Raw genomic sequence first — 13,148 nt, 5'->3', positions numbered from 1 at the left:
GGTTCGACAGGGCGGCGGCGCTCGCGGCGGAGCTGCCGTATCCGGCGGGCTCGCTCCGGGTGGCCCGGGCGCGCGGCGACGCGGGCGGCGCCCCGGTCAGATCGTCCGGGCGACGTCCGTGAGATGCGCGAAGACGACGATGTTCGACGCGTAGCCCTTCTTGGCGTCGAAGGCACCGCCGCAGGTGAGCAGCCGCAGTTCGGGGCGGCCCGTGGAGCCGTAGACCTCCTGGTCGGGGAACTGCTCCTTGGTGTACGTCCGGACCTTGTCGACCTTGAAGACGGCGACCTTGCCGTCCGCGCGGGCGACCCGGACGGTGTTGCCGGGGGTGAGCGAGTCGAGGTTGAGGAAGATGGCGGGCCCGGTGCGGGTGTCGCGATGGCCCACGACGACCGCGGTGCCGAGTTCGCCCGGGGCCGGGCCGCGCTCGTACCAGCCGACGAGCCGGGGGTTCTCGATCGGCGGTGAGCCGAGTTGCCCGGACCCGTCGAGGCCCAGGCCCATGACGGGGGCCTCGATGGTGATCGCCGGGATGGCGAGGTCGGTGGCGCGCGAGCGGGCCAGGGGCGCGGGCGACGGTACGGGTCTGACCGGGGCCGTCCTGGGGCGGGCCTTGGCCGGAGCACGCGCGTCCGGTGCCTTGGTCCGGCCCTCGGCCCTCGTTTCGGCCTTCGACTTCTGGTCGCGCTCCCGCGCCGCCTGCCCCGGGGGTCCGGCCGCGCCCGGTTCCACCGCGCGCGTGGCCGCGGCGGCGGCCGCCGATGGGTCGGACGGTTCGTCGTCCGTGGCCCACCAGATGCCGCCGCCGACCAGGGACAGCGTCACCGCCACGGTCCGGGCGAGCCGGAGGCGGCGGCGCTGCCTGCGCGAGGTGCGGTACCTACGACGCGCCATGCGTGCGGCGTCGCGACCGGCGTACGAGGATCAGGCCCGCCGTGCCCGCGAGGCCCGCGGCGAGGGCCGCTCCGACCCCGAAGGCGGAGTCGCCTTCGGGGGACGAGGCGTCCACACTGCCGCCTCCGCCCGCCCCGACAGCACCGTGCGGGGGCTTGTGGGTGGTGCCGCCGCCGTTCTGCTGCCAGCCGCTGCCTCCGTTGCTGCCGTTGCCGCCGCTGCCGCCGTTGTTGTTCGGTGGGGCGGTGCCGTTGCTGCCGTTCCCGTTCCCGCCGTTCTCACCGCCTCCGTTCGGTGGCGGGCTGGTGATGTCGTCGAGGCACTTGACGGTGAACTCCTTGCTCTTCTTGGCGCCGAGCTGGCCCACCCAACTCCATTCGATCCGGTACTTGCCGTCGGGCAGTTCCATGTCGGCGGTGAAGCCGTCGCCCTCGGCGTTGATGGCGATGTCGCCCTCCTTCACCGGGCTGACCTTGTTCTCGGGGACGATCTCCCAGTGGACCGAGAGCAGGTCGTCGAAGTTGAAGGCCGCGAGGTGGAACTTGCACACCCTGGGGTGGTTGCTCTGATTGGGTTCGGTCGTACCCTCACGGTGGATCTTGACGTCGCCGTTGTCGCCGGGCGCCGCGTAGGCGGCGGGAGCGCCGGCCAGGGCGACGGCTCCGAGGGCGATCGACGCCGCGGCGACGGACAGCAGGGGACGTACTGCCAGAGCGGTCATGCGGGGGTTCCTCCAGTCATGCAGACGCGGACAGATCAACAGATAATCTGACTATCTGCCATGACAAGAACACGGAGAGTGGTAGCGTCGCCGCACCACTCTCCGAGATTCACTCCCCCAGCGGAGGGCCGGTCGCCCTCCGCGACGCCCACCTCCGGCCGGTCCGCACCCGCCCTAGATGATCCCGAACAGAATCCCCGCCGCGAGGACCACCAGCGAGGTGAGCGCCGCCCACTTCACGGTGAACCGGGTGTGGTCGCCGAACTCGACCTTCGCCATGCCGACCAGGACGTACACGGCCGGGACCAGCGGGCTGGACATGTGCAGCGCCTGGCCGACGATCGAGGCCCGGGCGATCTCCAGCGGCGACACGCCGTGCGCCGCGCCCGCCTCCGCGAGCACCGGCAGGACGCCGAAGTAGAACCCGTCGTTCGACATGAAGTAGGTGAGCGGAAGGCTCAGCACGCCGGTGACCAGCGCCATGTGCGGACCCATGCCCTCCGGGATCGCACCCACGAGCCAGTCGGCCATGTGCTTGACCATGCCCGTACCGGTCAGGACACCGGTGAAGACGGCGGCGGCGAAGACCATGCCCGCCACGTTGAGGACGTTCTCGGCGTGTGCGGCGATCCGGGCCTTCTGGTCGGCCATCCTCGGGTAGTTGACCGAGAGCGCGAGGGCCGCGCCGAGGAGGAAGAGGACCGGGATCGGCAGCAGTTCGAGGATCATCGCGGTCAGCAGGGCGACGGTGAGGCCGGCGTTGAACCAGTACAGCTTGGGCCGGAGCGTCGCGCGGTTCGGGTCGAGCCCCTGGAAGCCCCCGTCGGGCGCCTCCTCGGCTCCGGAACCGGAGGCGACGGAACCGGCGGGACCTCCGGAACCGGCGGAACCGGATCCGGTCACCTGCCCCACGCCCGCACCCCGGCCGTCGTCGCCGCCGCCCGCCTTCACCAGAACGGTCTCGGTCTGCGGCTCCAGCACCTCGTCCAGGGTGAGATAGCCGATCCGCTTGCGCTCGCGGCGGCCGAGGACGTACGCGAGGGCGAAGACGAAGAGCAGACCCACCCCGAGCGCGGGGATCATCGGGACGAAGATGTCGGCGGCGTCCACCTTGAGCGCGGTCGCGGCGCGGGCCGTCGGGCCGCCCCAGGGCAGGGTGTTCATGACGCCGTTGGCCGTGGCGGCGACGCCGGTCATGACGACCAGGCTCATCCCGAGCCGCTTGTAGAGCGGGTACATCGCCGAGACGGTGATCATGAAGGTGGTGGACCCGTCGCCGTCGAGCGAGACGATCGCGGCGAGCACCGCCGTACCGACCACCACCCGCACCGGGTCGGCCTTGCAGAAGCGCAGGATGCCCCGGACGATCGGGTCGAAGAGGCCGACGTCGATCATCACGCCGAAGTAGACGATGGCGAACATGAGCATCGCGGCGGTCGGCGCGAGCTTCTCCACGCCGTCGATGACGTAGTCGCCGAGCTGGGCGCCCTGCCCGACGGCGACACAGAACAGCGCGGGAATCAGCACGAGCGCCGCGATCGGCGACATCTTCTTCGTCATGATCAGGACCAGGAAGGTCGCGATCATGGCGAAGCCGAGGACGGTCAGCATGGAGGACACCTCACGTTCACCCTTGAACTCACACCGGGGCGGCTCCCTCCGGTGCGGCGGTCCGGATGACGTTAGGTGCCCCCTTCTGCCGTCAGCAAGACGTCGACGCGTGAGCAATACGAGCAAAACCCCAGGTCAACGCCGCCTCTACGGCAGGGGCGCCAACTCGACCGGGAACCCGTTGAGCACGGCCGTGCCGGAGAGCGGGTCGAGCCGGGAGCCGTCGAGGAGCTGGTTGACGTTGACGCCGGGGCGGGCGGCGGCGACCGCGAGGCGAGTGCCGTCCCGGTCGTGGCCCCAGCCGTGCGGCAGGCTCACCACCCCGCTCCGTACCGCGTCGGTGATCTCCACCTCGACGTCGAGCGAGCCGCCCTCCGCGGCGATCCGGGCGGGTTTGCCGTCGGCGAGGCCGAGCCGGTCGGCATCGGCCGGGTGGACCTGCAGGGTGCACCGGTTCGAACCGCTGTTGAGGGACGGCGCGTTGTGCATCCAGCTGTTGTTGGAGCGCAGATGGCGGCGCCCGACCAGGACGAGGCCGCCCGGCTCGGCGTCGAGGGCGGCACGCAGCCGCGGCAGGTCGGCCGCGATCGGGGCGGGCAGCAGCTCGACGCGCCCGCTGCGGGTCTTCAGGAGCCCGGGGAGCCGGGGCTTCAACGGGCCGAGGTCGATGCCGTGCGGTGCCCGGCGCAGGTCGTCGAGGGTCAGGTCGTACGGGCCGAGGCGGAGCATCAGGTCGAGCCGCCGTTCGGGCCCGGTCGTACCGCTCAGGCCGGCGGCGACGGCCTCGGGGTCGGCGCCGTGGACGGGCGAGTGCGGCTGGGTGACGGCCTTGGCCAGGGTGGTCTCGATCGCGAGCTCGTCCACCGCCGACGGCGGGGCGCCCCGCATCCCCGAGACGGCGAGGATCAGCCGGGCGTGGATCTCGCACTCGTCCATGCGCCCCTCTTCCAGAGGGACGGCGGCCGGGGTGAAGCGGACCTGGTTGCGGACGGCGAAACCGTTGAAGGCGAAGTCGAAGTGGGCACTGCGCGAGGGCGGCGGCGGGGGCAGCAGGACGTCGGCGTGGCGGGTGGTCTCGTTGAGGTACGGGTCGACCGAGACCATGAAGTCCAGGGTGCCGAGCGCCCGGTCGAGGCGCAGCCCGTCGGGCGCGGACAGGACGGGGTTGGCGGCGAGCGTGATGACCGCGCGGATGCGGCCGTCGTCCTCGGTCGCGCCCGCCGTCTCGATCTCCTCGGCGAGCGCCGCCATCGGGAACTCGCCCTTGGCCTCGGGGTGGCCGGAGACCCTGCTGGTCCAGCGGCCGAGCGCGAAGCCCTTGCCCGGACCGGCCGGCCGGGGCGCGGGGGCGGTGGCGGAGAGCGGGAAGAGCGCGCCGCCGGGCCGGTCGAGGTTGCCGGTGAGGACGTTCAGGACGTCGACCAGCCAGTTGGCGAGGGTTCCGTACGCGACGGTGGAGCTGCCCATGCGGCCGTAGACCGCCGCGGTGGGCGCGGCGGCCAGCTCGCGGGCGACGGTACGGACGGTGGCGGCGTCCAGGTCGCAGGCGGCGGCGACGGCCTCGGGCGTGAACTCCCGTACCGCTTCCCGTACGTCCTCGATGCCCTGGACGTGGTCGGCGAGCGGGCCGGGGGCGGCGAGGTCCTCGGCGAAGAGGGTGTGGACGAGCGCGGCGAGGAAGAGGGCGTCGGTGCCGGGGCGGATGGCGAGGTGGCGGTCGGCGAGCCGGGCGGTGCGGGTGCGGCGCGGGTCGACGACGGTGAGGGTGCCACCGCGCCGGCGGAGCGCCTTGAGCTTTCCGGGGAAGTCGGGGGCGGTGCAGAGACTGCCGTTGGAGTCCAGCGGGTTGGCACCGAGCATCAGCAGATGGTCGGTGCGGTCGAGGTCGGGGACGGGGATGGCGAAGGGGTCGCCGTAGAGCAGGCCGCTGGAGACGTGCTTGGGCATCTGGTCGAGCGTGGAGGCGGTGAACAGGTTGCGGGTGCGCAGGGCGCCGATCAGCAGGGGCGGGTAGAGCGCGCCCGCCATGGTGTGGACGTTCGGGTTGCCGAGCACGAGGCCCACCGCGTTCGGCCCGTACGTCTCGATCAGGGGCCTGATCCGGGCGGCGATGGTGTCGAACGCCTCCTCCCAGGTGGCTTCCTGGAGCCTGCCGTCCTTGCGGACGAGGGGTCCGGTGAGCCGGTCGGGGTCGGCGTCGACCTCGCCGAAGGAGGCGCCCTTGGGGCAGATGAAGCCCCGGCTGAAGACGTCGTCGCGGTCGCCCCGCGCACCGGTGATCCTCGTGCCGTCGAGGGTCAGGGTCAGCCCGCAGGTGGCTTCGCAGAGGGGGCAGATGCGCAGGGCGGTGGACATGGCGACTCCCTGGAGCGGCGACGGTGGCGCGCGGGCACCAGCGAGCATACCGACCGGTACGGACGGTGGGGAGGGGCCGGATCCGTCAGCTCAGCGAGGGCGCGAGATAGGCGTAGAGGAGCTCCCGCGTCTCGGCGATGAGCGCGGGGTCACCGGAGGGCGCGGCGCGGAAGGCGAGCTGGAGCAGCGCGTCGGCGGCCTCGACCCCGACCAGGACCTTGCGGCGCAGGGCCTCGTCCGGGTCGAGGCCGAGGTGGTCGGCGAGGAGGCCGCAGAGGCGGTCGGCGACGAGGTGGTTGGCGTCGAGGTGGTGGGCGCTCGGGTCGCTCTCGCCGGGCGCCCCGCGTTCGCCGTCGCCGCCGGGGGCCCCGTCGGAGGCGTCCTCGCCCGAGGTGGGCGCGGGGACACCGAAGTCGACGAGCGCGAAGCCGGGAACGGTGCGCTTCATCGCGATGTACTCGTCCAGGACGCCGTCGATCGCACCGTACGCGTCCACCTTGCCGGCCGCGGCGAGGCGGGCGGAGATGCGGTCGGCGTAGCGGTCGAGGTTGCGGTGGGCGAGGGCGTCGGCCATCGCGCGCTTGTTGCCGAAGAAGCGGTAGACGGAGCCGATGGGGACACCGGCGCGCACGGCGACCGCGCGGGTGCTCAGCTGCTCGTAGCCGGTCTCGTCGAGGAGTTCGGCGCAGGCGTCGAGGATCCGGGCGAGACGCTCGGCGCTGCGCTGCTGGACGGGGGTGCGGCGGAGGGATGGCTGGGGCACGGGGTCCATGATGCCGCTCCGTTCCCGGTCGGGTCAGGCGATGGGCGTGGCGTCCGGCGGCGGGAGCCGGCGATGGGCGGGCGTCCGGTGCCCCGGGCAAGGCGACGGGCGGGCCGTCCGGCGCCCGGGTCAGGCGATGAGGAGGCCGATGCCGCCGAGGGTGTACGCGATCATCAGCGCGAACAGCGGGAGTTGGCCGGCCACGGCCCGCGCGGGCGGGAAGAGACGCACGGCCCGGTCGTGGGCGGCGACGACGCCCAGGACGTGGCCGGTGACGATGGCGCCGACCTGGAGGGCGGCGAGGGCGCCGGGGGCCAGTGGCGGGGCGGGCGCGGAGGCGTTGTCAGTGCCGGCTGCCAACATGACGGTACGTGGCCCTTCGGTGACGAAGAGTGTGAAGTAGTGGGCGACGAGATAGCCGAGGGCGATCGGCAGGAGGGAGTGGGCGAAGGACGTGAGGGGGCTGGTGAGCGCGCGGGACATCAGACGCAGGGTGCCGGCGCAGAGGCCGTAGAGGGCGGCCACGAGGGCGATGGCGGCGAGGAGGCCGAGGGTGGCGGTGGCGGTCGGGCCGAGGGGGGAGGTCTGGAGGGCGGTGCTCCAGCGGGGGTTGTCGGAGAAGCCGTCGTAGGCGGTCGAGCCGAGCAGGACGCAGACGGTGGCGACGAGGCCGGGGAGTTGGGGGGTGGAGTCGAGGCTGTGGAAGGGAGAGCGCAGGACGAGCCGGCCGTCGGCCCGGCGGCCGAGCGGTGAGAGCCGGCCGAGGAGGGCGGAGTAGACCTCGAAGGGGTCGGCGTGGGCGAACCAGTCGGGGCCGTGGCGGGCGGCGCCGAGGAGGCCGGTGGCCGTGAGGACGGCGAGGAAGGTCAGGAGGGTGGTGGTGGACGCGGGGTCGGGGGCGGCCAGTTCGAGCCAGGCGAACAGGAGGAGTCCCGCGGCGGCGGGGCGGATGCCGAGACCGGCGGGGAGGGGGCGGGGCGTTCGGGGAGCGGGGAGCAGCGCGTGGACGGCGCGCAGGGGGTTGAGGAGGCGCCAGACGGGTCCGAGGAGGAGGGAGGCCGGGACGAGGCCCACCCAGAGCAGGACGTAGACGGCGCCGGGCGCCGGGTTGCGCTCGGGGTCGTCGGGGCCGAGGAGGAGGTGCAGGAGGACGGCGGTGGCGGCGGCCGCGCCGACGAGGCGCAGCGCGGTACGGGTGGCCGGGGCGTCGGCGAGGCGTTGGACGGCGGCGGGCAGCGGGCGGCCCGCCCGGTCGCCGCGGAACCGGGAGGTGGGCCAGAGCAGGCCGAGGGCCAGGAAGGAGACGAAGAGCGCGGCGAAGGCACCCGCGTAGGCGTAGAAGGGCGAGAGCGGGAGGTCGTGCTGGGAGCCGATGCCGTGGGCGAGGAGCTGGGCGGGGGTCGGGGGGTGCGCGGCGGGGGTCACCGGACGACGAGTTGGGTGAGGAGGAGCCCCGAGCCGTGGGTCTCGACCTCGAAGAGGCCGGTGCGGTCGGCGGTGAAGGTGAGGGTGCCGGGTTCGCCGGGGGTGAGGGGCAGTTCGCGGTCGTAGCCGTGGACGTGGAGGGTGTCGGCGCGGTCGGCGGTGACGCGGAGGGTGATCTGCTCGCCCTTCTTCAACTCGATACGGGAGGGGGGTGGTTGGACGGACTTTCCGGTGACGGTGATCTCGACGGCCCGGCCGGGGGCGGGGGTGGTGGGGACCGCCGTCGGCGCCGGCGGGGTGGCGGCGCCGGTGGCGGCGGGCGCGAGGGGGACGGTGGCCTCGACCGGCTTGCCCGCGACCGCCCAGACGGTGTGGTCGTCGGCGTGGAGCCGGACGGTGACCGAGCGGGCGCCGGGCGGGACGTGGTGCCAGGGGCCGTAGATCCGGCCGGTCTCCTTGCCGTCGACGAGGAGCCGGGCGTGGCCCCGGCCGGGGATGGCCGCCCCGCCGACGCTCTCGGGGGTGAAGCGGAACCTCTCCACGGTGAGGTGGACGTTCCAGCCGCCCTCGGTGTCGGGCCGTGCCTCGACGCGGACGGCGGGTGCCCCTTCGGCCGGTACCTCCCGCAGTCGGTGCCCGGTCTCGTCGGTCGCCGCGAGCAGGGTGCCACTGCCCCCGGTCGCCTCCTGGTGGCTGGTGCCCGGCTTGTGGTGCGTGGTCGCCCGCCCGCCGCAGCCGGTGGCGGTCAGGACGACGGCGAGCAGGACCCCGGCGAGCGCGCCCGCCCGCCTCACGAGGCACCTCCGCCGCGCGTCTCACCGCGCGAGCCCTCGTCCGCCCGGCCACGCGTACCGCCGCGCATCCCACCGCGCGCGCCGTCGTTGCCGTCGTTGCCGTCGTTGCCGTCGTACGCGTGGCGCGCCGCCGCGGTCACCGGAGGTGGGCCCGGGTCCGCGGCGGGTGCACGGTCGCCCGTCTCCCCCGGGGCGCGGCGGCCGGCGGCGATCACGGCCCAGAGCACCCAGACCACCGCGAGGAGCCCGCGCAGCCAGGCCGGGCTGAGGGGGATCCAGGGGATCATGAGGACGGCCTTGTCGAAGGCGTCCAGGAGGGTGAGGGCGCCGAGCACGACCGTGGTCCAGGCGAAGGCGGGGCGGGTCGGGCGCAGCGCGAGGCCGACGACGGTCCACCAGGCGCCGATCAGGAGGAGCGCGAGGGCCGGGAGCGGTCCCGAGGCGAGGCCGAGCGTGGAGCCGGCCACGTCGAGGGCCAGGCCCACGAGCCCCAGGAGGGTCGCGAGGGTCGCCGCCCGGTGACCCCGGAGACGGCGCCACCACAGGGCGCCGCCCACGAGGGCGAGGACGACGGCGATCCCCAGGGCGAGCTGGGTCTCCACGCGCTGGATCCCCCGCGCGCCGTACCAGTCGCAGCCGGCGGGCAGTCGGCGCGCCTGGACGTTGTAGTCGGCGCACACCAGCAGGTGGGCGAGCTTGGCGGGTTCGCCGACGAGCCGGTCGGTGTCGCCGGTGACCTCGCCGCGCCGCTCGCCGCACTCGGGCAGCGCACCGGGGCTGGAGGCCCCCGTCGGCCTGCCCTCGGCCTGCCAGCAGTTGCCGCCGCCCTGCCCGTCCCACCACACGTCCGTGCGGTTGGGGCGGGAAGCGCCCGACGTGTCGACGCCCAGGTGGTTGCCGGCGTAGCGGTTGTGGTGGGAGGTGTCGGTCTGCTTGCCCCAGGCGGACTCGCCCCGGATGAAGGCGGGGACGGCGCTGAGGAAGAAGGCGGCGCGCTGGTGTCCGTACACCCAGTTGTTCTCGTACAGGTTCCAGTTGCCGCCCGCCGTGATGATGCCGGTGCCCGGCGGCATGGAGATCTGCGGGCAGACGACGCCCTGCTCGTAGCCGCGCTCGACCGGCGGCTTGGCGCAGGTGCCGTCGGCGACGTACCGGTAGTAGTTCTGGTTGTTGTCGTGGATCAGGTTCCGCTCGAAGCGGGCGTGGTTCTGCGGGAGTCCGGGGTGGCCGGGGAAGGCGGAGTCCATCGAGGCGCCGCCCATGTTGTGGTCGAACTCGTTGTCGTGGACGTAGACGGAGTCTCCGGCCGTGCCGCTGTAGCCGACCATGTTGTGGTGGCTGCGGCAGCCGGTGATCTCGATCGAGTAGCGCGGCACGTCGTAGCCGCGGCCGTCGTTGATGTCGGAGGCCGAGCCCGGGTAGATGCCGGAGTCGCCGTTGCCGTACGACTCGCAGTTCTTGTAGAGGCCGTGGTCCGAGGCGAAGGTGAGGAAGCCGTACTCGTCGTTCCACCGGGTCAGCACGTCGTCGATGACGAAGCCGTCGGCCGCGAGGACGTACAGCGAGTTGAAAGTGGTGCGCTGGGCGGTGAAGTTGCGGAAGTAGATGCCGTCGGAGGCGTCGGCGCGCAGCGCGTTGAGCTTGGTGTACTTCGCGTCGAAGACGACGTCGAGGCGGGAGGCGCCGGTGCCCTCGATCTGCAGGTTCTTCTTGCCGAGGATGGCGACCAGGTTCTGGTTGTGCGGGCACTGCTTCTGCTGCTCGTACGACAGGATCTGGTAGCCGAACGACGACTTCGGGGCCTTCAACGCGGCGCAGGCGCCCGTCGGCGCGGGCTGTGAGGGCTCCTCCTCGTAGAGGCCGGGCAGGACGGCGATGGTCATGCCGGGCCGGTCGACGGCGTCGACGGCCTGCTGGAGATGGCGGTAGCCGCTGCGGGCGCAGCGCTCGAACAGGGCCAGGTTCCGGGCCTTCAGCTCGGCGGGGAAGCCGGAGATCCGGCGGTCGAACGCGGCCCGGTCGGTCTTGCAGACCAGGAGATCGGGCTCCCCGGTACGGAGCTTCGGCACGCTGCCGGTGCCGTCGGGAAAGGTGACGGGCCGCTCCTCGTGGGCCTGGGCCCCGGGGGCGGCGACGAGGGCGGCGACGAGCGCCGCGAGAACGACCGAGAGCGCGACAAGGAGCCTGCGGGTCCACGACATGGCGGTGAGAGTAGAGCATTGTTCATCTTTTGGAACCCCTCATGCACACATCACGTCGAATCGAGACCTCGGGCGACCCCGGGCGACCCCGGGCGACCCCGGGCGACCCCGGGAAGACCTCGGGAGATCCCGTAGACCCTCGGTGCCCCGTTGACGCGGGCGGGCGCGGAATCCTACGGTCATGCATAGGATTGTTTTGGGCGTCAGGACAGGAGCGTGCGATGACCACGGAGAACATCGAGCAGGCGAGAAAGACCGCCGACGGACTCCCGTACTCCACCGGCTTCGGCAACGAGCACAGCTCGGAAGCCGTACCCGGTGGGCTGCCGCACGGCCGCAACGCACCACAGCGCGCACCTCTCGGCCTGTACGCGGAGCAGCTGAGCGGCAGCGCGTTCACCGAGCCGCGCGCCCACAACCACCGCTCGTGGCTCTACCGGATCCGCCCCTCGGCCGCGCACCCCCCGTTCAGCCGGATCGAGAACGGCGCCGTCCGCTCCGCGCCGTTCACCGAGACCGTCCCCGACCCCAACCGGCTGCGCTGGAACCCGCTCCCCGACCCGGCGCGGGGCACGGACTGGCTGGCCGGCCTCTGGACGCTCGGCGGCAACGGCGACGCCACGCAGCGCACGGGCATGGCGGTGCACCTGTACCACGCGAACGCCTCCATGGAGCGGGTCTTCAGCGACGCCGACGGTGAGCTGCTGATCGTCCCCGAGCGCGGCGGCCTGCTCCTGCGGACGGAACTCGGCCTGCTCGCCGCCCGCCCGGGCGAGATCGCCCTGATCCCCCGGGGCGTCCGCTTCCGTGTCGAGCTCCTCGACGCCACCGCCCGCGGCTATGTCTGCGAGAACTACGGGGCGCCGTTCCAGCTCCCCGACCTCGGCCCGATCGGCGCCAACGGCCTGGCGAACGCCCGCGACTTCCGGGCGCCGGTCGCCGCGTACGAGGACGTGGAGGGCCCGGTCGAGGTCGTCAACAAGTTCTGCGGCAACCTCTGGTCGGCGACCTACGACCACTCCCCGCTCGATGTCGTCGCCTGGCACGGCAACCACACCCCGTACGTCTACGACCTGCGTACCTTCAACGTCATCGGGTCGATCTCGTACGACCACCCGGACCCGTCGATCTTCACGGTGCTCACCTCGCCGACCGACACCCCCGGTCTCGCGGGCGTCGACTTCGTCGTCTTCGCGCCGCGCTGGTTGGTGGGCGAGGACACCTTCCGGCCGCCGTACTTCCACCGCAACGTGATGAGCGAGTACATGGGCCTCATCGAGGGCGCGTACGACGCCAAGGCCGAAGGGTTCGTCCCCGGCGGTGGCTCGCTGCACAACATGATGTCCGCGCACGGGCCCGACCGGGAGACCTTCGACCGGGCCAGCGCCGCCGAGCTGAAGCCGCAGAAGATCGACGACGGTCTGGCGTTCATGTTCGAGACCCGCTGGCCGGTGACCGCCACCGCCCAGGCTGCCGGCGCCGACCACCTGCAGAACGCCTATGACGACGTATGGCAGGGTCTGCAGCGCCACTTCCGGCCGTAGAGTCTCGTTGTCGTCGTACGGAGAATCGCCGTGACCGCCTTCGCCCCCGACTCGCTGGTCCTGAACCGCAAGCTCCCGCTCTGGTATCAGGTCTCGCAGTCGCTGCGCGCCTCCATACTGGGCCGCACGCCCGACGCCTCGCTGCGGCTGCCCACCGAGGAGCAGCTCGCCGCGCACTACGGCGTGAGCGTGCTGACGATGCGCCAGGCCCTCAAGGAGCTGGAGCAGGAGGGCCTGATCAGCAGGCACCGGCGGCGCGGCACCTTCATCGAACCGGGCGCCCGGCGGGCCTCCCCGCGCCGGCTGCTCGGTTCGATCGACGCGATCGTGGCCCAGCAGTCCGGCGAGCGGACCACCGTCCTGGACCACGGCACCGAGCCGGTGCCCGGTGAGCTCGCCGAGTTCTTCCCCGACGTGACGGAGGTGGTCGCGTACAAGCGGCTGCGGCGCGACGGGGAGAGCGGCGAGCCCACCAACTGGGCGGAGAACGCGGTCCGGCCGGAGGTGGCGGCCGGGCTCGACCCGGCCGACCTGGAGCGCTGGCCGATGACGAAGGTGCTGCGGGACGTGGTGGGGGTCCGGATCAGCCGGATCACGGACACGGTCGAGGCCCGGCTCGCCGATCCGGAGACGGCGGCCCTCCTCCAGGTTCCGCTGCTCTCGCCGATCCTGCACTACACGGGCGTCACGTACGACGACGAGGGCCGGGTGGTCGACGTGGCCCGGATCCGGTACCGCGGCGACCGCTTCTCCTTCACGGTGACGGTGGAGGCGCACTGAGCCCGCTCGCTAGCATCCGGGGGTGACCGAAGACGTGCGGCTGGACGAGGCGCCCCTCCT

At 72.8% G+C, this 13,148-nt stretch carries 10 protein-coding genes; 2 read left to right on the top strand and 8 right to left on the bottom strand.

What is annotated here, in order from left to right:
• Positions 1-96: 96 nt before the first annotated feature.
• The 8 genes from AB0E14_RS14450 to AB0E14_RS14415 all read right to left on the bottom strand — a co-directional run bounded on the left by AB0E14_RS14450 (position 97) and on the right by AB0E14_RS14415 (position 10,764).
• Positions 97-894, bottom strand: coding sequence for a class F sortase (locus AB0E14_RS14450; RefSeq protein WP_362416256.1), 798 nt, complete (start codon positions 892-894; stop codon positions 97-99).
• On the bottom strand, positions 881-1,615 hold the full coding sequence (locus tag AB0E14_RS14445) for a hypothetical protein (RefSeq protein ID WP_362416253.1): 735 nt from the start codon (positions 1,613-1,615) through the stop codon (positions 881-883). Before AB0E14_RS14445 ends, AB0E14_RS14450 begins: the two co-directional genes overlap by 14 nt.
• A gap of 174 nt (positions 1,616-1,789) precedes the next feature.
• The gene (locus AB0E14_RS14440; protein WP_362416250.1) at positions 1,790-3,226 is read right to left on the bottom strand and encodes a citrate:proton symporter; all 1,437 of its coding nucleotides are present in this window, start codon (positions 3,224-3,226) and stop codon (positions 1,790-1,792) included.
• Positions 3,227-3,373: 147 nt separating this feature from the next.
• Positions 3,374-5,581, bottom strand: a complete 2,208-nt coding sequence (locus tag AB0E14_RS14435) for a molybdopterin oxidoreductase family protein (protein WP_362416248.1) — start codon at positions 5,579-5,581, stop codon at positions 3,374-3,376.
• Positions 5,582-5,666: 85 nt separating this feature from the next.
• Positions 5,667-6,353, bottom strand: coding sequence for a TetR/AcrR family transcriptional regulator (locus AB0E14_RS14430; protein WP_362416245.1), 687 nt, complete (start codon positions 6,351-6,353; stop codon positions 5,667-5,669).
• A 120-nt stretch (positions 6,354-6,473) separates the two neighbouring features.
• Entirely contained in the window at positions 6,474-7,769 is a 1,296-nt protein-coding gene (locus tag AB0E14_RS14425; protein ID WP_362416242.1) for a hypothetical protein, read from the bottom strand.
• The gene (locus AB0E14_RS14420) at positions 7,766-8,563 is read right to left on the bottom strand and encodes a hypothetical protein (RefSeq protein WP_362416239.1); all 798 of its coding nucleotides are present in this window, start codon (positions 8,561-8,563) and stop codon (positions 7,766-7,768) included. Before AB0E14_RS14420 ends, AB0E14_RS14425 begins: the two co-directional genes overlap by 4 nt.
• Positions 8,560-10,764, bottom strand: coding sequence for a right-handed parallel beta-helix repeat-containing protein (locus AB0E14_RS14415; protein ID WP_362416236.1), 2,205 nt, complete (start codon positions 10,762-10,764; stop codon positions 8,560-8,562). Before AB0E14_RS14415 ends, AB0E14_RS14420 begins: the two co-directional genes overlap by 4 nt.
• A gap of 221 nt (positions 10,765-10,985) precedes the next feature.
• Here AB0E14_RS14415 and hmgA point away from each other — a divergent pair, with 221 nt between their 5' ends.
• Positions 10,986-12,308: a homogentisate 1,2-dioxygenase gene (hmgA, locus tag AB0E14_RS14410; RefSeq protein WP_362416233.1), complete on the top strand. Its 1,323-nt coding sequence runs from the start codon at positions 10,986-10,988 to the stop codon at positions 12,306-12,308.
• Positions 12,309-12,338: 30 nt separating this feature from the next.
• Positions 12,339-13,088, top strand: a complete 750-nt coding sequence (locus AB0E14_RS14405; RefSeq protein ID WP_362416230.1) for a GntR family transcriptional regulator — start codon at positions 12,339-12,341, stop codon at positions 13,086-13,088.
• Positions 13,089-13,148: the final 60 nt, after the last annotated feature.

The organism is Streptomyces sp. NPDC047981, assembly GCF_040653315.1.
GTDB lineage: Bacteria > Actinomycetota > Actinomycetes > Streptomycetales > Streptomycetaceae > Streptomyces.
Note: the sequence above shows the minus strand (reverse complement) of the source record. Positions and strands in the feature narration are given on the sequence as shown.